The sequence below is a fragment of the SAR324 cluster bacterium genome (genome assembly GCA_015232315.1).
Classification (GTDB): domain Bacteria; phylum SAR324; class SAR324; order SAR324; family NAC60-12; genus JADFZZ01.
Genome location: JADFZZ010000021.1, coordinates 1 through 23,363, shown reverse-complemented (window position 1 = coordinate 23,363; position 23,363 = coordinate 1). Strand labels below are relative to the sequence as shown.

Sequence of the window (23,363 nt, the reverse complement as noted above, 5' to 3'; positions counted from 1 at the left end):
GAGATATGATTGAAAATATAATTGACAAACTGAAACAGATTATTGCGGATGATTTGGATGTAAACCTCAAACAGGAAGAAATTGATGAGAATGTTTCTTTATTTGAAGAAGGACTTGGACTGGATTCTGTTGTGATTATGGAATTTGTGAATTTAATCGAAGCTCACTTTGATTTTCAGTTTTCAGAAAATGAATTGAACCTGGAACCCTTCAAAAATTTGAAGACCCTCGCTGACTTTATTTCCTCCAAAACCATTGTACAACAATAGGAAGGTTCTTAATATGAGCAAAGAAAAACAACAGATACAAACTGCCAGAAAAGGGTTTATCACTAATTTGGAATCATCTCGAAGAGGTTTTGTTACGAATTATCCCCATTTTCAACATTGGAAAAAAGTGAAGGCGGATAAAATATTGACAGGCAAGCCACTCAATATTTATGTGCACCTTCCCTTTTGTGCCCAGCAATGTTCTTATTGTTATTATCGGACGGTTACAGGAGGCCGAAAATCCGAGATGGAACAATATGTCAATGCACTCTGCAAGGAAATTGAACTTGCGTCACAGCAGTTTAATTTAAAAGAAAGACAGGTGATCTCGATTTATTTTGGTGGTGGAACACCGACCCTGATGGACGGGGATTTATTGACCCAGATCATCGAGACGCTTCAAAACAATCTCAACATCGTGAACAACTTCGAATTTACCGTTGAAGGTGAACCTGTAACGTTAACGCAGAATAAAGCGGATATCCTGAAAAAAATCGGAGTAACCCGTATCAGTCTCGGCGTTCAATCCCTCTGTGATGATATCATTAAGTTATCCAATCGGAAGGATACCGCCCAAAAAGTATTGACTGCCATTGATATCGCAAAAAGTACCAATGCTGTTCTTAATATTGACCTGATGAGTGGTTTGGCGGGCGAAACCATGGACACATGGACTCAAACGATCCAAAAGGCTCTGAGTCTGGATATAGAAAGCATCACCGTTTATAAAACAGAACTCTATGCCAATACGCAATATTACAAGGATGTTCGTAACGAAAAACTGGAACTGCCTTCTGATGAGCAGGAACTGGAGTTTATGCGTTATGCTCTGGAACAATTTGAACAGGCACAATATTTACCATGGTGTTTTTTTACATTTACCAAAAAAGGACGCTATAAACATGTCCATGCGCCCAGTATTTGGAAAGGCGATGATTATTTCCCCTTTGGAGCGTCAGCGTTTGGTCGTCTTGGAAATTGGCTGTTTCAAAATACCAACGAATTGGAAACCTATGTCTCGATTGTGGAAGCCGGAGAAATTCCAATTCAACGGGGACACCATTTGACCAGTTTGGATGAAATGGTACGGGATGTTGTGCTGGGAATGAAATTAATCAATCTGGATTTGAAAAAATTCTCTCAAAAATATGGTTTTAAACTGGAATCCTTGTGTGGGTCCGCCCTCACTCAACTGGAAACAGATGGTTTTATTTCCATTTCAAAAGATGAAATCCAACTGACGGCTAAAGGCATTCTTCATGGCGATTATGTGGGCAAAAGCATTGGCAAGTCGTTGATAGCGATTGCGGATCAAACTTCTACTCTATGACATAACCGGCGGCCTAAACCCTATGTTAATATCCTACACCCACAAATTTATTTTTTTTCATGTCGCCAAAGTCGCCGGACTGAGCATCAAGGAGGCCTTGAAAGATTATGCTCAGGAGCCTGAAAAATTCAAAGTCCGGCGCCCCGCGAAAATCATAAATGGCAAACCTAACCCCTTCTATGAAATGTGGGATTCTTTTATGACTCACGTCAAAGCCGGGGATGCGCAGAAAGAATTGCCCGCGGAGATCTTCAACCAGTTTTATAAATTTGCTTTTGTCAGAAATCCCTGGGACTGGCAGGTCTCCATGTATCATTTTATCATGAAAGAAACCAACCACATCAACCATGAACTTGTTAAGTCCATGAGCGGTTTTGGTGACTATCTCAAGTGGATTGTCAGCTCGCCTAAAAATCCCTATGCCAAAGGCGCTACTACCTTCCAAAACGATATGCTGATTGATCAGGACGGGAAAATCATTGTTGATTTTGTAGGTCGATATGAATCCCTGACTCAAGATTTCCAGAAAATTTGCCAGCGACTTCAGATCAACGCGACTCTGCCGTTGATCAACCAGTCCGCACACAGAGACTACAGGCAGTATTACGATGCTGAAACAAAAAAAATGGTAGAAGACTATTTTAAGACTGATATTGAACTGTTTGGTTACACCTTTAATAATCAGTGACTTCCTAAACTTTTAAAGTGAATATTTTTAGCATGTTGAGTGTCTTTGGTTCTCCAGGTTCTCTTTTTTTAAACATGGAAGCATAATGAGAACTTCAAGAGCTATTGGCCATGATACAACATTGGAAAAAGTATTAAATCAAAGGACACTCTCATGCAGATAAAACGCATCCTGACCATGGCTGAAGAGTTTTCAAAGAACTCTCTGGAAAACAGCCAGATTGATTTAGATAGGTTGAGCCCATTTCAAAGAATTTTATTGATTGCGGACGGGACGTTAACCAACATTTTAGAAGCGTTTTTAAACGAACCCATCGGTGTTGTTAAATTATCAGAGGAAATCCTCTTGGCCACAACGAGTATTTCGCCTTTAGAAATCAACAAAGACACTGAAATTATGCAACGGAAGATCCTGCTTCAGGGGAAAACAAGCTGTAGTCATTGGCTTTATGCGGAATCCACCATAGTTCTTGAACGGGTTGAAGAAAAATTTAGAGCACAACTCATCCATTCTCATGTCCCCATTGGCAAACTTTGGAAAGAACACAAAACAGAAACATTTAAAGAAATCATTTCATATGATCTGCATGATGCCGGAGACTTTTCAGCTTATTTCAAAGTTAAAAAAACAGACAAACTGCTCTCTCGTACCTATCGGGTTTTTTCGAATCATCAACCCGTTATGATGATTACAGAAAAATTTCCTGAAAGCTCCTTCTAGTCCAGCAAGAGTCATACACGGAACATGAGTTAATAACACAGGAAGTAGGTTTGTTTTATTGTGAATGGGGAAATATGAAAATGAAGTTCATTGGCCAATTTGCAGACACTTTAGACTCGCGGTCAAACATGCTGATGGATGGAGTGTCTCAATGCACGTATCACGAAATTCCGGGCATCTTTGACAAAATCGAAACCTGTTTGACAGAAAAAAATATTAACCATAGCGCTTGTCTGGCTTTTGAATGTGAAAATTCTTTACCGGGCGCACTGGTTCTTTTGTACCTGTTGGAAAAAGGCTACAGCTTTCTGTTAATTCCTCAAACCTCCCTTAAATTGTCCCTTCCCGGGTTCTGTCACTATCGGCTTAGAACCGAAAGTGTTCCTGCTCAGACACAAACTGATTATTTAAATCCTGAACGATTTTTACGCGTTATTCCCAATGAAGGAAAAAACGGAACAACTCATGCCGGTGTCCAAAAACTTTATATGCGTACTTCAGGAAGCACAGGCTCCCCTAAAATGGCGGTTCATGCGCATACGAAACTACAGGAAAATGTACTCAATTGTGTGCGAAGACTGGAGCTTGACAGCAATGATCGAATCGCGATCCCGGTTCCTGTTTTTCATATGTATGGTTTGGGTGCCGCCTTTTTGCCGGCAGTCGCCGTTAACGCGTCCATTGACCTGCAAAAGGGCGCGAATATTCTTCGATACCTGCAACGGGAAAAGGAATTTAACCCCAATGTCGTTTTCATGACTCCTATTTTCTGCGAAACTTTAGTGAAAGGCCGCAAGTCTCCAAGAACCTATAAACTAACCGTCACTGCGGGAGATCGGTTCAGAGGTGAGGTTTTCAGCCAGTATGAAGCGCTTTGCGGTCGTTTGGTCCAGTTGTATGGCAGTACCGAAATGGGCGCGATAGCGGCATCCAGCCCTGATACATCCTTCGAATTTCGTGCGAAAACAGCAGGAACACCAATGCCGAATGTTCAAATGCGTATGGAAAAAATTGCGGAATCCACAGACATTGGCGAGCTTTGGTGCCGCCATCAATCTGGTTTTGAAGGATACGTTGATGAAAATGGAGGCCCCATTGATTTGGGACAGGAACTGCGGGAAGGCTGGTTCAGGACAAAGGATTTTGGTAGAATCTGGCAGGAACAGCAGATAGAAGTTCTGGGAAGATGTGATCATAGTGTTAATCGGGATGGACTGCTGGTGTTCTTTGCTGATGTGGAAAAAGCCCTTGAAACAATTGCTGGAATAGATTCAGCGGTTGTGGTTTCCAAAGGAGAAAGCCAACGTGGAAAAAACCTTGTAGCCTATTGTGTCCTTTCCAAAAACCTTGAAATGACGGAAAAAAATATTCGAACCGAATGTTTTGACCTTTTATCCAGAAATGCCATTCCAGATCAAATTATTCTGGTCAAATCCTTACCACTGCTGGCAAATGGTAAAGTGGATCGACAACAGCTTATTCATTCCTGAATAAAAGATTCCCCCACATTCTATGCGATTGACGCTTAACCCTCTTCAAACGATTGAGCATGACGATGGTAACTAATAACATGAACGAACTGGAAACGATTGCGATCGCTTTGTCCGACGAACATTCGGTTGAGGAATGTGCCATACAAATTCGACAGACAAACACTGCTGAGCGGCAAATCATCGCGTTTGTGGTTTTAAATCGTCCGTTTGCGCCGGAACGACTGCATTCCTATTTACAAACCCGATTAGCGGCAGAACTGTTGCCAGCGGCTTATGTCCCTTTATCGGCCCTGCCCTTGACAGATGATGGTCAGTTGGATGATGCCGCACTTTCCTGTTTGCCGATTCTGGATGACGAGGTGGCTCAACAATGGGAACAACGAATTCAGGCGTTACCAGAAATCAATCAGGTCGCTGTGGTAATGCAGGAAAAAATCGAGAAGCTGTCAGCGTTGCCTTTATCCGGGTTGCTTCCCGATTGGAAAACCATCTCCGGCAATGCGCCGGTAACAAGCGTGTCCGGCAAATCAAAAGTTTCACAGGCCGTTTCCGACTCAAAAAAACTGGCCCTCAGTTATAGCGGGCCCTTGACGCTGGAAGCGGATGCCCCCAAACGCCTGTCGGACATTCTTGAACGAGCGGCACAAAACTCAGAACACGGTGTCGTGTATGTTCAGTCTGATGGTTCGGAGCAATTTCAATCCTATCCTGATTTATTGGGAGAAGCGCGAAGAATTTTAACAGGTTTAAGAAAACAGGGGCTAAAGCCACAGGATAAGGTTATTTTTCAAATCGAACCCGGGCAGGATTTTATTCCCGCTTTCTGGGGCTGTATCCTGGGCGGTTTTATCCCGGTTCCCATCTCCATCGCGCCAACCTACAAACAAATCAATAATGTCGTTACCAAAATACACCATGCCTGGCAGATGCTGGAACACCCCCTGGTGCTGACTGACAAGGGCTTGGTACAAAATGTTCGATCGCTGTCAACCCTCCTGAACATAAAAGATTTCAGGGTTGAAACCGTGGATCACCTGAAAAACAACGAACCCGCTCAGGATATTCATGAAAGTCAGCCCGATGATTTGACCTTGTTGCTCTTAACTTCCGGCAGTACCGGAATGCCCAAGGCCGTGATGCTGAACCATCGTAATCTGTTAAGTATGTCAGCAGGCACTGTGCAAATGAATCGTTTTTCAAGTCAGGATGTGACGTTGAACTGGATGCCGCTCGATCATGTGGGTGCCATTGTTTTTCTTGGCATTGTGGCCGTGGATTCAGGGTGTAAACAAATTCATGTTCCGACTGATTTTATTCTGAAAAATCCCCTCCATTGGCTGGAGTTGATCGAACGCCACCGGGCCTCTGTTTCGTGGGCACCCAATTTCGCGTTTTCCTTGATCAATGAACGTGCCGGGGAAATCAGTCAGCGGCAATGGGATTTATCCTCGATGAGGTTTCTGGTCAACGCCGGTGAGCAGATTGTCGCGAAAACAGCCCGGAAATTTTTAAAACTGCTCCAGTCCTACGGGATGCCCAGCCATGCGCTGCGCCCGGCTTTTGGCATGTCGGAAACCTGTTCAGGGATCACCTGGTCTGAAGGTTTTACATTAGAAAACTCCTCAGATGATACTTCCTTTGTTGAATTGGGGAGACCTATTCCCGGTGCCTCGCTTCGAATTGTTGACGATAATAATCAAATAGTGTCAGAAGGGACAATCGGTCGCTTTCAGGTCAAAGGCCCCTCGGTGACTGTGGGATATTATAAAAATCCTGAGCGTAACCGGGAACAATTCACTGAAGATGGTTGGTTTAATACGGGGGATCTTGGTTATTTACAGGAGGGTCATTTAATTTTGACCGGACGCGATAAGGACGACATCATCATCAACGGCGTCAATTTTTATAGCCATGAAATTGAGGCGGTCGTTGAGGAACTGGAGCACCTTGAAATTTCCTATACGGCGGCTTGCGCGGTACACCTGCCTGGTGATCACAGCGACAAATTGGCCATCTTTTTTGTCTCTCCGCTTGAAGAACCTCATTTTTTGACAACCCTGATTAAAAAAATTCGCGGGACCGTAGCTCAGAAAGTCGGTATCCGTCCGGATTATCTCATTCCGGTAAAAAAGGAGACGATTCCTAAAACTGCCATTGGTAAAATTCAACGTTCACAACTGAGTCAGCGTTTTCAGTCTGGAGAATTTGACCTCATTCTTCATCAATTCGGGTTCGACACGCCGAACTCTTTGCCTGACTGGTTCTACCATAAAATCTGGCGGAAGAAATCGCCTGCGGCCTTAACGCGTCCACTACGAAACGGTCAATTTTTAATATTTGCGGATACGATCGGACTGGGAAAAGCACTAAGCCTTGAATTGACAAAATTGAATCAGCCCGTGGTCACTGTCGATGTGGGCACTGAATTCACTAAAATTGATAACCGACACTATAGGATTGCTCCCGATCAACCGGATCATTATCGGCGTTTGATGGAAGCGTTGACCGCTGATGACTTCAAGGTGGATCAACTCTTACATTTGTGGACTTATGATAAAAATCCGGGAAATGAGGAGACCCTCGATGCGTTCAAACAGGGTCTGTCAATTGGGGTCTACAGTTTACTGAACATGGTACAGGCTTTGGGCAGGAACAATCATGAGCAGACATTGGATATACTGGTTGTTTCCAATAATGCCCAGAACGTCTTTTCTGAGGAAAACATAGCTTTTGAAAAAGCTCCTATGTTGGGACTCATTAAAACGATTTCGCAGGAACGACCGGATTTGGATTGTCACCATGTGGATTTTTCCAGCATAGATTCTGATAAAACCGGAACAGAAAACCAGATTCAGGAACATGTGGCCCACATTCTGCGGGAGATTCGCGAATTATCCGCCGAACCTGAAGTGGCGTTTCGCAACAACCAGCGTTGGATAACGCGTTTAGAAAAACGACCACTACTCGACCTTGCCCCTCAAACACTTCCTTTTAAAAAAGAGGGAACCTATCTGATAAGTGGAGGCTTGGGCGGTATTGGTGTCGAAATCGCCAAATACCTGTTAACCCATTATAACGCCCGCTTATTATTGATAGGGCGTACCCGGTTGCCTGAAAAAGATACCTGGGCGTCTCATATTACCGGATCAGATGATGTTTCAGAACGTATCAAGGCCTATCAGACCCTGGAACCGCTTGGAGGAACAATCATTTATCAAGCCGTTGATGTTTGTGAGCTTGAATCCTTGCAACAGGCACTGGCCCACGCAAAAGCACAATGGAATTGTGAACTCGATGGGATCATCCACCTGGCCGGAACTTACCATGAACAAACCCTGATGGAGGAAACCCCTGAGAGTTTTTCAGCCCTGCTGAGTCCCAAAGTGCTGGGAACATGGAATCTCCACCAACTCATCAAGCATCAGCCTGGGAGTCTTTTCATCAACTTTTCCTCCGTGAATAGTTTCTTTGGCGGCGCGGCGGTGGGTGCTTTTTCTGCGGCAAGTCGCTTTCTCGAGAGTTTTTCTCATTATCAAAACTATCAATGTCACCTGCGAAGTTATTGCTTTCACTGGAGCTTATGGGGCGACACAGGAATGAATCGTCATTCACGGATGAAAGATACCCTTCGTGCTCACGGATATTACCCCATTACCGCCAAACAAGGATTGGTTTCATTACTGATCGGGCTACGCTATCAACAATCGCAACTGTTCATTGGTTTAGACGGCAATACTCCCCACCTTCGCCGTTACATGGAGTCAGACACTATATCCGTGCAGAAACTAACCGGGTATTTCACAACCACTGGCAACGACTTCTCAAAATCCCAATTACCCACGACGGTACCGGACCGTTTCCAAACACCAACGGAATGCCATTTTGTCCAATTACCTCAAATGCCGTTAACAGAGGACGGTGCTATTGACAGAATTCAACTGGCCCACAACAACGTTTCCGGCAAACCCAAAGGGCAAGCCGTCCCAGGCTCTTCCCTTGAACAGCAGATTGCTCAAATCTGGCAAACGGTTTTAGGGGTACCTGAAGTGGGAGTGCATGAGAATTTCTTTGAATTGGGCGGACATTCTTTATTATTGGTTCAAACTCAAACTCAATTAGAGGAAAAACTCGGCATACAACTCTCTATTGTGGACATGTTCAATTACCCGACCATTGCGACCCTGGCCAGTCATTTGAGTCAATCCCAATCCCTCCAAAAACACACAGCGGCTCAGCAAGGCTACGCAAGAGCACAGATTCGTGCGAATCGTGCGGCAATTAATGATTCTGATATCGCTGTGATTGGCATGGCCTGCCGTTTTCCGGGTGCGGAAAATCTGGATGAATTCTGGCAAAATCTGAAAAATGGAGTTGAATCCATTGACTTTTTTACCGCGGAAGAAGTCATCGCTTCCGGGGTAGACCCGGACCTGGTCCACAATCCCGATTATGTCAGGGCCAATCCCATCCTGTCCGATATTGAATCCTTCGACGCTGGGTTTTTTGGTTTTAACGCCAGAGAAGTTGAATTGATGGATCCTCAACAGCGCCTGCTCCTGGAATGTTCCTGGGAATGTATGGAAGATGCCGGTTATAATCCGATCACTTATGAGGGGTTGGTAGGCGTCTATGCGGGTGCGGCGATGAATACTTATTTAATGAATAATATTTATCCCAATCGACACAAACTGGATACCCATGATGATCTCAGTGTGATGACTTTGGACTCCATGGGCGGTTTCCAGTTGATGGTCGCCAACGACAAGGATTATCTGACCACCCGTGTCTCCTATAAGCTCAATTTGCGTGGCCCCAGCGTCAATCTTCAGACCGCCTGTTCGACCTCGCTGTTGACCATTCATGCCGGTGTTCAAAGCCTGCAAACAGGGGAGTGTGATATAGTGTTAGCCGGGGGTGTTTCCATCCAGGTTCCACAAAAAATCGGACATTTATATCAAGAGGGAATGATCGTGACTCCCGATGGACATTGTCGGGCGTTTGACGCGCGTGCGGAAGGAACCATATTTGGAAGCGGCGCTGGCATGGTGGCCCTGAAACGCCTGAAAGAGGCCCTTGCGGACGGTGATCAAATTTATGGAGTCATTAAAGGTTCTGCCGTCAATAATGATGGCGGGATGAAACTCGGATATCTGGCGCCCAGTGGCGAGGGACAGGCCAAAGTGGCCGCTGAAGCGATGGCGATAGCCAACATCACCGCGGATACCGTGACTTATGTGGAAACACATGGAACCGGTACCATCATGGGAGATCCCATTGAAGTGGGCGGACTCACTCAAGCCTTTCGAATGACTACGGATAAAACAGGTTTTTGTGCCATTGGTTCTGTTAAAACCAATGTGGGACACCTTCAAATCGCTTCTGGAATCGTGGGTTTTATTAAAACAGTGCTGATGCTACAGCACCGGCAGATTCCGCCCAGTCTTCATTTTGAAAATCCGAATCCAAATATTGATTTCGCCAAGAGTCCTTTTTATGTCAGCACGAAACTCAGTGCTTGGGAAACCAATGGAATTCCGCGCCGGGCCGGGGTTAATTCCCTGGGTATCGGCGGCGCCAATGTTCATGTGATCCTGGAAGAAGCTCCAGCGATGGCCCCCGTCCATAACACACTGGAACGTCCACAGCATCTACTGACACTTTCCGCAAAAAGTGAGGCGGCATTACAAGATTTAGTAAGACGTTACGACACCTTTTTAGCCACTCATCCAGAGACATCCTTAGCGAATCTTTGTTTTACCGCAAATACAGGGCGAGTCCATTTTGATCAGCGCCTTGCTGTGGTAGCTAAATCCTCTCAGGAATTTCGCACCGCGCTTGCCGACGTGAAAACCTCAACGGTTCGGTCTCCAAGTCCCCCTATCGCTTTTTTATTTACCGGACAGGGATCTCAATATGTGGAAATGGGGCGGCAACTTTATGAAACACAACCTACTTTCCGTAAAACTCTGGATCGTTGCGACGAGATTTTACGCGATTATCTGGAACAGCCGTTGTTAGAAGTGCTTTATCCGTCCCACAAAGCGGAACAGGGAAAAGAAACCTCACCCCTGGATGAGACCGCTTACACCCAACCTGCCTTGTTTGCCCTCGAATATGCTCTTGCGGAATTGTGGCAATCCTGGGGGATTAAACCGGATTATGTGATGGGCCACAGTGTTGGTGAATATGTCGCGGCCTGTGTGGCGGGAGTCTTTAGTTTGGAGGATGGCCTGAAATTGATCGCGGAACGAGGGCGTTTGATGCAGGCATTGCCCGGAAACGGTGAGATGGTGGCGGTATTCGCGGATAAAGAAAAAGTTGCCACCGCCATTAAGCCTTACCCCCGGCAGGTTTCGATTGCTGCCCTCAATGGCCCTGAAAATATTGTGATTTCAGGCCAGAGGGAGGCCCTTGCGACCATTATCGCAAAATTGGAAACTGAGGGGCTCAAGACAAACCCCTTAACGGTTTCTCATGCGTTCCACTCGCCTCTGATCGAACCCATGGTACCGGCGTTTTCCAAGGTTGTTGAGGAGGTTACGTTATCATTACCCGGAATCAACCTGATTTCTAATCTGACCGGTGAAGTGGCTTCCGCGGAAATAACCACACCGGAGTATTGGTGTCAGCATATCACTCAGCCTGTCAATTTTGCCCAAAGCATGGCCACGTTGCACAAGCAGGGTTGTGAGGTGTTTGTGGAAATAGGGCCGAAACCCGTCTTATTGGGTATGGGACATTCCTGTTTGCCTGAAGACGTGGGGGTGTGGCTTCCCAGTTTGCGTAAAGGCGCTGAGGATTGGCAACAACTTCTGCAAAGTTTAGGTGAGTTGTATGGACTTGGAGCGGCAATAGACTGGACAGCTTTTGACCATGACTATCAACGTCGCCGGGTGGCTTTGCCAACTTATCCTTTCCAGCGTCAGCGTTATTGGATCGACAGACCTACAGAGCGTCTGGAACCTTCACACTCTGCCAACACTCAACTGCATCCGTTGCTGGATAAACAGATCATCTCGCCCTTTCTGGAAAGTACGGTGTTTGAAACCTTCTTTCATCGGGATAAATTATCTTTTTTGGCGGATCACCTGATTTATAATAAAATGGTGGTTTCAGGATCTTGTTATATTTCCATGATACTGGAAGCCGCGGAAATTACTTTTGGAGTTAAAAACTGTGTCCTGGAGGATGTCCTTTTTGAGCAACCCCTGATCATTCCTGACGAAGGCTGTACGGTTCAGTTAGCCTTCATTCCTGAGGAACCTAATAAATCCTCTTTTAAACTCATCAGTTCCGGAAAAAATAAGGATCGTTGGCTCACTCATGTTTCCGGAAAAATTCTGACAGAACCACGCTTTGACGATGTAAAACCGGGCTCCGGATTTTTGACAAAATTATTGGACCGCTGTTCCAAGGCAATCCCGGTTGACGACTTTTTCCAAAGTCAACGTAAGCGTCAGATTGACCTGGGTCCAGCGTATCAATGGATCGAATCCATCCGTCAGGGGAATCGTGAAGCGATTTGCCGATTGATCCCACCCGCAGCCTTGTCTGGATTAGCCAAATATCAACTGCATCCGGGGTTGATCGATGGCGGTTTCGAATTATCCTTATTGGCCATGGACAGAACGCTAGAGGAAACTTTTGTTCCGTTCCGCATAGAAAAAGTTCTGTTTTATCAAAATTCCAGGCAACAGCCCTTATGGGGACACTGTCAATTACAGCCTGATTCAGGAAACGACAGCCTCCTTGGGGATATCCGGCTCTTTGATGAGCAGGGCAATCCGGCGATAGAATTTTTGGGCTTTGAGGGACGTAAAGCCGATCCTCGTGCTATGCAACGTCAGCAAAGGCCCTTGACCTTTTGTGTGCCTGAATGGGTTCCCTCGCCTTTGGCTCCAGACTCTAAGTCTATGCCTTCCGCCGCCACCGTTATCCTCATTTATCCTGCGGATGTGGCTCAGGAAATCAGGGATTTATCCCGTTACCTGGCAGAGGCGCATCGTGATGCGACGGTGTATGAGATACTCCTGGGGAAAGAGGGGGAAAGCAGTCCTGCGTTTTCAAGGCAGGGAGTGCTTCAACGGACTCAAATTCAGACGAATGATCCCTCGGCCATAGGCCATCTGCTGGAAAAAATTGAGGCGCCGGACGTGATTTATTTTTTTGCTGGAATTTATGATCCCCTGGATAAGGATCCGGAGGTGCTGAAACAAAGTCAGGAAGAAAGCGTCTTTTCTCTGTTCCGACTGGTTCAGGCTCTGAACAGAAAAGAAACTGTCCGGGACCGTATAAAAATTACTGTCATCACGACGAATGCCTGGCAGGTTTATTCACAAAAATCCCTCAATCCTTATGTCGCCTCCGTTACAGGATTCTCAAAAAGTGTGGCAAGAGAATTTCCGGATCTGGAAACCCGTTGTGTGGATGTCAGTCTGGCGGATCTGCAAAACTCCCTGTCAAAAACCGGGGACCTGATTGTCATGGAATCCTCACGGAAGGATGCTGAAGAAATCGCCCTCCGTGACGGAATCCGTTATGTCAAAAAACTACTGCCGATCTCACTGTCCGAGATACAGAAAACTCCTTTTAAACAGCAGGGCGTGTATCTGATTGTGGGTGGCGCAGGCGGCATCGGACTCGCCTTGAGTGAATATCTGGCCAGTGCGGTGCAGGCCCGTCTGATTTGGGTGGGCCGAAGCAAAATGGATGATGCTCTGGCAGATAAAATCGCCCGGATAGAAAAAGCGGGTGGTAAAGTACTCTACATTCAGGCCGATGTGACAAACCCGCAAAGTATGAGGCAGGCCTTGGAACAAGCCAAATCATCGTTTGGCCCGATCAACGGAGCCATTCATTCCGCTCTTGTTCTGCGAGACAGTTCTGTCATGAACATGAATGAGGAAATCCTTGCGCAAGTGCTTGCGCCAAAGGTCAACGGCAGTGTTTTTCTGCACAGGGCACTGGCTGGAGAAGCTTTGGATTTTATGATGTTCTTTTCATCTATCCAGTCGTTTCTGGGAAATCAGGGACAAAGTAATTATGCCGCGGCCAGCACCTTTGAAGATTCCTTCGCGCAGTATCTGAAACAGAAAATGTCTTATCCGGTTAAGGTCATCAATTGGGGATATTGGGGCAACGTGGGTGTTGTGGCCAGTGAAAAATACAGGGAAAAACTTTCAGCGCAAGGGATCTACTCCATTGAAGTTCAGGAGGGGATGCAGGCCATCGAAAGGGCACTGGAAAATCCCTTCAATCAACTTGCTGTTGTGAAAGCGGAGAATAACGCCTTAACCGCAATGGGGATTGAACTGAAAAAACAGTCCCATCTGTACCCTGAAGCGATCCCCTCCGTGGTTGAAAATTTTTCTGAGCAAATCCAGGGATTGCCCGAGCAGATCAAAAAACTCCAAACGTTTGAAGTGGCCTTGGGGGAATTGGAAGCATTCAGCCGTGAATTGCTGTTAGCGGCTTATCAGAGAATGGGAGTGTTCAAAACCCCAGATGAACGCTATACAAGGACGGAACTGAGACAACACCTCGGAATACAACCGGACTATGACCGCTTGTTTGACGCGCATCTGGACATTCTGACCCGGGCAGGTGTTATTGAAAAACAGGGCGAACATATCATCACCGCACAAGAAACCGGGAAATTTCAATTGCGGATCAAGGAGGATTTACTCCGGCAGTTTCCGTCAATTCAACCCCACCTCAGGCTTCTTGGGGAATGTATAGCGCATTATCCGGCGATCCTGAGGGGGGAGACTCCCGCAACGAATATCATGTTCCCCGATTCATCGCCGGAACTTGTGGAAGGGATATACAAAAAAAATGTTACCGCGGATTATTTTAATACACGGGTCGCCGAAAGTTTACGTCTGTATGTGGAAAAAAGACTTTCTTTGACGAAAGGAAATGAAGCACCAATCCGAATACTGGAAATCGGCGCTGGAACAGGTGGAACCACCTCCCTGGTGTTGGAGGCGGTCAAGGCCTACAGTCCCCATATCCATTATGTCTATACGGATATTTCCCCCACGTTGACCCAATACGGCAAAAAACTATTGGGTGAACAATATCCTTTTATGACGTTTAGTGTTTTGGATATTGAAAAGGATCTTCAAAATCAGGGCTACAAGCCTGACGATTTTGATATTGTCCTGGCGGCAAATGTACTTCATGCCACCAAACGCATCAGGAACACGTTGACCCAGATCAAATCACTTTTGAAAAGGAACGGGGTCTTGATCATTAATGAACTGTCCAAAGCGCCTGATTTTGTCACCTTAACTTTCGGTTTGTTGAAAGGCTGGTGGTTGTATGAAGATGAGGAAATCCGCCTGGGCGGGGGGCCGTTGTTGAATTTCAGGTTGTGGAACAGGGTGCTTGAGGAAGAAGGCTATGCGAAGATCACGAACCTTGGAGATCCGGGACTGGGAGAGTTGCATGAACCCCACCAAATCGTGATCGCTGAAAGCAACGGTGTGGTGGCCTATCAAAAGCAAACACCTTCTTCCATAACAACGAAAGAACGTAGTCCTTCTTCGCCTTCGTCTGACAACTTTCCCGCGTTATCTCCGCAAACGGATGTCGGGAAAAAATCCCTGAAGCTGACCATTGAAGAAAAAGTTACAGCGTGTGTGAACAGTACGCTGGGACTGGTCAACGATTCTGTAGCCCGGGAAAAATCGTTTTTGGACTATGGCGTGGATTCGCTGATGAGCATTGAGATTATTAATAAAATCAATAAAATATTTGGCATTAAACTGAAAACGACGGCCCTTTATAATTATGGCAATGTCCAGCAACTGTCTGACCACATTTACGTCGAATACGCAAAAAAGTTTCCCGAGGTTCAACCGGAGGAACAACAGCGGATCGGAGAAACCCCGGATCGTTCCGTCAACGATGAGGCCATTCAGGAACGAACTGTTCAGGATACCGATCTGATCCCCGTATCCCGTGAAGGCAACATGCCCCTCTCTTTTTCACAACAGAGGTATTGGCTGCACCAGACATCAAACCCTGACGGCTGTTTTCATAATTTTCCCCGCTGGTTTCGGCTCACGGGAAAGCTGGACTTTAAGATCTTACAACAAAGTTTGAATGAAATTGTACATCGCCATGAAATATTGCGGACTACGTTTCCTCTGGTTGAAGGTTCTCCGGTTCAGTCCATCGCTCCAACTTCCACCATCAATATCACAATCACAGATTTGCGGGGAATGTCTGAACAGGCACAGACTGAAGAAGTGAAACGATTGGCGGATGAGGACATTCAACGCCGCGCCTTTGATCTGGTCACAGGCCCCTTGTTGCGTGTCACGTTGATCAGGCTGGCGGAAGAATCTCATATTCTGTTGCTTTGCGTCCATCACATCGTCATGGATGTCTGGTCCATGGAAATCTTTCTGAAAGAGCTGACTATCTTCTATAAAGCCATCATATCCGGTGCCTCTGTATCCTTGCCGGGTCTGCCGATACAGTATGCGGATTACGCGGTCTGGCAGCAACAGTCTTTCAGCGGAGAGGCCCTTGAAACAAAACTCAATTATTGGCGGAATTGGTTAGGCTGGGGAGAACCGCCGCTGTTGGAACTTCCTGCCGATAGACCTCGTCAACCGGTTCCGGCTTTCCGGGCAGGCACGGAGCTTTATGAACTGCCTTCGGAGCTGGTTAAAAATCTAAAAAACCTGAACAAACAGACGGGAACCACTTTATTCACGTCGATCTTGTCCGCACTGACCACGTTGCTCTATCGCTACAGTGGTTGTCAGGATATTGTGGTGGGATCTCCCTTTGCGAATCGTAACCAGTCTGAACTGGAACATCTGATCGGGATGATTGGAAGCACGTTGCTGTTGCGTCTGGATTTCAGTGAAAATCCCGGTTTTTCTGACTTGTTGCGTCAGGCCCAACAGGTTGTGAATGAGGCTATCTCCAACCAGGATTTACCCTTTGAGCAAATGTCAAAAATCCTGCAACCGGAGCGGAAGGTTGATACGCCTTTATTCAGAATACTGCTCAGTTTCTTCCCGATGGAACCGTCCGAACAATTCCTTTTACCCGATCTGACCATCAGTTCCATGCCGTTGGATGAACTGGTGACAAGACCGGATTTAGCACTGCTGATTTGGGAAAAGAAGACGCCAACCGGAAATACACTCCGGGGATGGTGGCGCTACAGAAAAGATCTCTTTGACGCGGAAACCGTGATCAGGATCATAGAAAATTTTCAATCCGTTTTGGAGGAAATGGTACTCAACCCTGATCAATCCGTGAGTTCATTTCCAATGTTGATGTAGTCCATTCATATTTCTTTCGTTTCAAGGAAATCCATTATGAAACACTCGGAATCTCATGTTTTTTTCAGTAAAAAACCTCGTCCTTTCGCGGAACGCGGTGAAGGCGTTTATATTTATGACACCGATGGCAAACGTTATCTGGATGGTATTGGCGGAACCCATGTGGTTTCCATTGGACATGGTGTTCCTGAAATCGCGGAGGCCATGGCGGAGCAATCACGTAAAATCGCGTTTGTGAACAAAATGCAATTTGCCCACGAATCGCAGGAACAGCTTGCGGATGTCATTATTGACATGGCTCCGGAAGGCATGGATCGGGTGGCTTTTGCCACGGGTGGCTCCGTCGCGAATGAACTCGCACTGCTGATCGCCAGACACTATCATATTGAACAGGGAAATAGCCAAAAATGGAAGATCATTGGCCGTTGGCATAGTTATCACGGACGGACGGTCGCGGCCTTATCCATGTCCGGGAGCGTGTTTGTGCAACGGGATGTGATGGCGCCTTACGAGTTGAATTTTCCGCATATTCACGCCCCTCATTGTTATCAGTGTCCGTTTCAACTCACCCACCCGGATTGTGCTCTCGCCTGTGCTGATGAATTGGCAACCACGATCGAAAAGGAAGGCCCCGACACGGTCGCCGCTTTTATCGCTGAACCGATTATTGGCGGAGCAGGGAGCGGGATTGTCCCGCCTCCTGGGTATTATGAAAGAATCAGGGAAATCTGTGATCAATACGATGTTTTGTTTATTTCCGAAGAAGTGGTTACCGGATTTGGACGAACGGGCAAAAATTTTGGCATTGAACACTGGAACGCAATCCCCGATATCATTACAGGCGCAAAAGGCCTGAGCAGTGGTTACGCACCCATTGGAGCCACTATTGTGCATAAACGGATATGGGAACTATTTGTTAAAAACAATAAAGATACCATTCCCGCCTGGGTAACCTACTCCGGACATCCTGTCAGTTGTGCCACGGCCCTGGCTGTTCAGAACTACATCGTGCGACATAATCTGATTGAGCGTTGCGCCTCCATGGGGCTTTATCTGAAAAAAGAACTGGAAAAACTGGCTGGGCGAGAGCCTCTCATTGGTAATGTCCGTGGTAAGGGTCTGCTGATCGGGATTGAATTTGTTCAGGATCAAACAACGCATCAACCGTTTCCCCGTTCCATGAAACTCACCGAACAAGTGGTTCAGAAAGCTCTCGATAACGGGCTGATTCTCAGAGGTCGGTTTGGTACAGGAACAGGCAAGGATGGGGATCACATATTGATTTCCCCCCCATTTGTCATTACAGAGAGTGAATGTGATGAGTTGGTCGCCACTTTGGAATCCAGCATCGCTCAGGTGAAACGTTCCATGACCGGAATCGCATGATCGATTTGGAAACGGAAGCTGTTTTAGACACCAACATTCAGTTTCAAGGGCCTTTAGCCAAAAACTGGCAGAATCCCCCTTCGGTTTTTTTGACAGGTGCTTCAGGTTTTATTGGCGCCTATTTGTTGCAGGTGCTCCTCAATGAAACACAGGCCGATATTTATTGTCTGGTTCGTTGTCGTGATTCTGACGAAGGAAAACAGCGTTTAACCAGGCAGTTGCAGTTTTACCAACTGTGGAACGAGAGGTACCATTCCCGGATCATTCCTGTCGTTGGGGATTTGTCTCAACCCTTCTTAGGGCTTTCAGAATCTCAGTTTGGTGATTTATCCCGTTGTATTGAGGTGATTTATCATAATGGCGCGCAAGTGAACGCGGCGCGTCCTTACGCTGATTTGAAAAAGCCAAATGTGCTGGGCACACAGGAAGTGCTTCGTTTAGCAGGCATGACCCAAACAAAACCGGTTCATTTCATTTCCAGTATTGCCGTATTTTTCAGTCCTGCTCACCATAACGCGGATATCACTGAAACGGCTATTCCTGATGGAAAAACTTTGAGTGGTGGCTACCGACAAAGTAAATGGGTTGCGGAACAACTGGTATTGACCGCGCAAAAGAGAGGGTTGCCTGCCACCCTTCATCGAGTCGGAAGAGTCTGGGGACATACTCAAACCGGGATTATGGGGAATCTCAATGATTCCTTGTGTGGTCTGCTGAAAAGCTGTATTCAAATGGGCACCTTTCCTATCGCGGATGTCGAAGTCAATGTTGCGCCTGTGGACTATATCAGTCAGGCCATCTGTCGTTTATCAAACCAACAGGAATCGTTTGGAAAGGTATTTCATTTATTGAACGCGCAGTCCATTTCCTGGAAAGTATTTTTTGAACATGTACGGACTCTGGGTTATTCACTGGAAGAAGTCAGCGAAAAAGATTGGACCGTCCAATTAAAAAAACGTGCTTCAGCCAAGCCGAAAGAGGAGCTATATTCCCGAATATTGCTGATGCTTAGACTCTCAGCTTTTTTTTCTGAAAACAAACCCCGATTTCAAGATGGCCTCACGCAGGAAGGGTTAGCGGGTTCCGGTATTCATTGCCCCCCCCTGGATGTGAATTTGCTGTCCACCTATTTTTCATATTTTCACAAGAGCGGGTATATTCACAAAGGAGAATTATGATTTTTGAAGCGATCGCTTTGGGCGGAATCTTATATGTGGGTTATCAGGAATACATAAAAAGTATGGAGGAAGGTGAACTTCCTGTCAAAACGAATGACTCGCCTGAAATCAAAACCGGCATTCAGGATAAAGTCACGCAAATGTTTAAAGAGGATTCTCAACAAATTCAAAAATCAGAGACAAAGTATGAGCTGATCCATAAAAATGCTGAAAAGAAAAAAATGTATGACTTTCTGGCGATCTGGTCCGCCTTTGGACTTTGCCTTGCCGGGTTTGTCTACCCTGGTGTTGCCGTGCTCAGTCTTCCTTTCATTATGTACGCCAGTCAGGAGACCTTCAAAAAAAGCTATGAACTGATCAAACAGAAAAAAGTCCATGTCAGCACACTCATGAGTATTACCATCGCGGGATGTGTCATCACAGGAAAATTTTTTGCGGCAAGCCTGATTCTTGTTGTCATCAGGGCCGCAATGAGGCTTATGGAAAAAGTGGTTCAAACATCCAAACAGGCATTGTTCGATGTTGTTTATCAACAGCCCGAAAAAGTCTGGATTGTGGTGAATCAGGTTGAAACTGAAATACCGTTCAACGATCTTGGTGTGGATGATATTGTCGTGGTTCAGGCAGGTGAAGTGATTCCCGCGGATGGGATTATTGTTGAGGGCATCGCGAGCATTGATGAACATATTCTGACAGGCGAGGCACGGCCCATTGAAAAAGAACAGGGAGATGGAGTTTTTGCGGCAACAGTTATTTTATCAGGGAAAATCTATATTAAAGTGGAAAAAGCCGGTCAGGATTGTACCGTGGCAAAAATCACCAATATTCTGAACAATACCATTGACTATAAATCAACACAGCAATTACGAGCGCAAACCCTTTCGGATAATTTGGTGAAACCCGCCTTAATCGCCGGAGGGGTTGCCTTACCGATCGTTGGCTTCAGTGGCGCGCTCGCTGTCATTTATACGCACCCCAAAAATAAAATGATGGTCATTGCCCCTACAACCATCCTGAATTATACCAACATTGCATCCCAGCAGGGAATTCTGATTAAGGATGGACGCACTTTTGAGTTACTGCAACAGGTGGATACGATCGTGTTTGATAAAACAGGCACCTTGACTGAGGAACAGCCGCATATCGGCCAGATTCATTGTTGCTCGCATTTCAGCGAAGAGGAGGTGCTGGTTTATGCCGGTGCCGCTGAATCCAAACAAACCCATCCCCTGGCTAAAGCCATTCTGAAAGAGGTTAAAAAACGCCAGTTAAGCATACCGTCCTTCGATGAAAGTCAGTTCAAGGCTGGTTATGGAGTCCTTGTGGTTGTGGATGGAAAAACGGTGCATGTGGGCAGTCAACGGTTTATGGAAATGTCCGGTATGACCATTCCCGGAATTTTGGCGAAACAACAGCAAATCAGTCATGAAGAAGGCGATTCCCTGGTCATGGTCGCTGTGGATCACCAGGTCATAGGGGGAATTGAACTGCTGACAACAATACGTGAGGAAGCAAGAAAAGTGATCCGTCAACTCAAACGACGCAAGAATATCAAATCCATGTATATTATCTCGGGTGATCATGAAATTCCCACGAAAAAATTAGCGCGGGAACTGGGAATTGATCACTATTTTGCGCAGTGCCTGCCGGAAAAGAAAGCGGATCTTATTGAACAACTGCAAAAGGAAGGTCATTTTATCTGTTATATCGGAGACGGCATTAATGATTCAATCGCACTGAAAAAAGCACAAGTTTCGATCTCCATGCGCGGCGCCTCTACCATTGCCACAGACACAGCGCAGATTATTTTATTGGATAGCGGGTTACATCATCTGGAACTCGTATTCAAGATTGCCGATGAATTTCATTCCAATATGAACACAACGTTCGCGATTATGCTCACTCCCGCGCTTCTTGGCTTATGTGGTGTCTTTTTAATGGGTTTTGGAATTTCTCAGGTTATTTTCCTGAATTTGACGGGTTTACTGCTCGCGGCGGGGAATTCAATGCGACCCTTGTTACAAACCCCGGGAAAAAACAACCTGAAATTACTCAATTCACTCACGGAAAAGGAAACATAAAATGGTGACATCCGTCTCTTCTGAGCCAAGAACCCTAAGTGATCTCATCATTGACTACCTGGAACAGTTTGGCGTGGAATATGTCTTTGGCGTACCGGGAGGACACAATTCCGCTTTTTATGAAGCCCTGGCTCGTAGTGAGAGACGGGGCGGCATTCGAGCTATCCTCAGTCGGCATGAGACCGGTGCCGCTTTTATGGCGGCGGGCTATTCCCGTGAAACGGGTAAACTTGGCGTTTGCTGTGCGACAACCGGTCCCGGGGCGACCAATTTAATCACCGGCGTTGCCGCGGCTTATGCCGATCATGATCCGTTGCTGGTCATTACCGCCCAAACCCTGTTGCCTCGTTTTGGTCAAGCGGCATTTCAGGAATCCTCACCGGATATTATGGACACCTCCGCGATGTTGGGAAAATGTACCCGTTACAACACGATTGTGACACATCCCCGGCAACTGGAACACAAATTAACGACTGCCTTGACAAGGGCCTTGCAATCCCCCCGGGGGCCTGCCCATATCAGTATACCCGTTGATATTTTTCGTGCTCCGGCTCCTGAAAAATGTTCCTATCCGAATTTTTCACAGCTATTGTCAGTCCCCTCCTCTTCTGTCGATTTGGCCGCGCTGGATTCTCTTTATCAAATAGTGAGCGACGGATTCACACAAGGCAAACGAATCGTCCTGTTCGTAGGACAAGGATGTGCTGGCGCCAGTCAGGAAATCATGGCTTTTGCGGAACGGATCAACGCGCCTGTGTTGACAACACAGGGAGGCAAAACCTGGATCAATCCTTATCATCCTTTAGCCTGTGGAGTATTTGGCTTCGCGGGTCATGAAACCGCCCGCCGGGTTTTGGCGGATGAATCTGTCGATTTGATTCTTGCCGTGGGAACCTCTTTGGGACAGTGGGAAACTTCAGCGTGGGATACAGCGTTATTGAATGATAAATTGATCCATATTCACTTTGACAGCACGTACTTTGTACGCTCTCCTATGGCACGTTTGCATGTTCAGGGGAGCATCAAAACGATCTTTCAGGATTTAGTGACACGCCTTGATACGTTGCGGCATAGTGGGAAAAGCCCACTTTCGACCACAAAATTGAACACGAACGTTCCTTCTCCTGAGCGCCATGGGGATTACCTGCCTCCTCAGATTGAGGTAAAAGAGCCTGAAAGCTATCAAGCTTCAGACTCCGCTGTTGTCAAACCTCAATTTTTGATTCGTAAGCTGTTACAAAATTTTCCGCCGGAAACCCGATTTCTGGTGGATATTGGCAATTGGCTGGCCTGGACCATCCATTATTTATTTCCGCCACATCCTGAGAATTATCGTTTATCCGTGGAAACCGCGGCCATGGGATGGGGAATTGGGAGCGCGGTTGGAACCGCGTTTGGCGTTCCGCCTAAAACTCCGGTCCTGTGTTTGACGGGAGATGGCTGTTTCCTGATGAATGGACAAGAAATCACTGTCGCCGTCGCAGAGCGCTTGCCCGTGATTTTCGTCATCCTGAATGACCGCTCTTACGGAATGGTTAAACATCGACATCGCCAGACAGGAACAGAGTCCCTTGAGTTTGCTCTGCCGCCTGTGGATTTCAGTCTCATGGCCAAAGCCATGGGTGCTGTGGGGTATTCCATTCACCGGCCTGAAGATTTGGAACAGTTGGATTATCAGGCGATTTATTCCCATCAGGGACCAACCGTCTTGGATGTTTATATTGATCCTGAAGAAATCCCGCCTCTGGGAATGTTTTAAAGCTGTGCCACCCTGTGTTCTATGCACGGCTTTCTCATAAAAAATTAACTTGCTTTAAGAATTTTTTGAACATCTCCGGTAAATCAGCAAAGGATTCCAGGGTTTGTCGCATGTTGTTAACCTTTATTTTACGAAAAAGATACAAAGCCAA

General features: G+C 46.4%; 10 protein-coding genes. All 10 read left to right on the top strand.

Features of this window, described 5'->3' with window-relative positions:
• The first annotated feature begins 5 nt into the window (after positions 1-5).
• Positions 6-269, top strand: coding sequence for an acyl carrier protein (locus tag HQM11_13755; protein MBF0352092.1), 264 nt, complete (start codon positions 6-8; stop codon positions 267-269).
• A gap of 13 nt (positions 270-282) precedes the next feature.
• Positions 283-1,599, top strand: a complete 1,317-nt coding sequence (gene hemW / locus HQM11_13750) for a radical SAM family heme chaperone HemW (protein ID MBF0352091.1) — start codon at positions 283-285, stop codon at positions 1,597-1,599.
• A 22-nt stretch (positions 1,600-1,621) separates the two neighbouring features.
• Complete coding sequence (locus tag HQM11_13745) at positions 1,622-2,287, top strand: sulfotransferase family 2 domain-containing protein (protein MBF0352090.1); 666 nt, start codon at positions 1,622-1,624, stop codon at positions 2,285-2,287.
• A 153-nt stretch (positions 2,288-2,440) separates the two neighbouring features.
• The gene (locus HQM11_13740) at positions 2,441-3,007 is read left to right on the top strand and encodes a DUF98 domain-containing protein (protein MBF0352089.1); all 567 of its coding nucleotides are present in this window, start codon (positions 2,441-2,443) and stop codon (positions 3,005-3,007) included.
• 74 nt (positions 3,008-3,081) lie between these two features.
• Positions 3,082-4,497 carry a long-chain fatty acid--CoA ligase gene (locus tag HQM11_13735; protein ID MBF0352088.1) on the top strand — a complete coding sequence of 472 codons (1,416 nt, stop codon included), beginning with the start codon at positions 3,082-3,084 and terminating at the stop codon, positions 4,495-4,497.
• A gap of 59 nt (positions 4,498-4,556) precedes the next feature.
• Complete coding sequence (locus HQM11_13730; GenBank protein MBF0352087.1) at positions 4,557-16,808, top strand: SDR family NAD(P)-dependent oxidoreductase; 12,252 nt, start codon at positions 4,557-4,559, stop codon at positions 16,806-16,808.
• A gap of 36 nt (positions 16,809-16,844) precedes the next feature.
• Complete coding sequence (locus tag HQM11_13725) at positions 16,845-18,194, top strand: aminotransferase class III-fold pyridoxal phosphate-dependent enzyme (GenBank protein MBF0352086.1); 1,350 nt, start codon at positions 16,845-16,847, stop codon at positions 18,192-18,194.
• Positions 18,191-19,372 carry a thioester reductase domain-containing protein gene (locus HQM11_13720; protein ID MBF0352085.1) on the top strand — a complete coding sequence of 394 codons (1,182 nt, stop codon included), beginning with the start codon at positions 18,191-18,193 and terminating at the stop codon, positions 19,370-19,372. Before HQM11_13725 ends, HQM11_13720 begins: the two co-directional genes overlap by 4 nt.
• Complete coding sequence (locus HQM11_13715; protein ID MBF0352084.1) at positions 19,369-21,453, top strand: heavy metal translocating P-type ATPase; 2,085 nt, start codon at positions 19,369-19,371, stop codon at positions 21,451-21,453. Before HQM11_13720 ends, HQM11_13715 begins: the two co-directional genes overlap by 4 nt.
• A gap of 1 nt (position 21,454) precedes the next feature.
• Entirely contained in the window at positions 21,455-23,212 is a 1,758-nt protein-coding gene (locus tag HQM11_13710) for a thiamine pyrophosphate-binding protein (GenBank protein ID MBF0352083.1), read from the top strand.
• Positions 23,213-23,363: the final 151 nt, after the last annotated feature.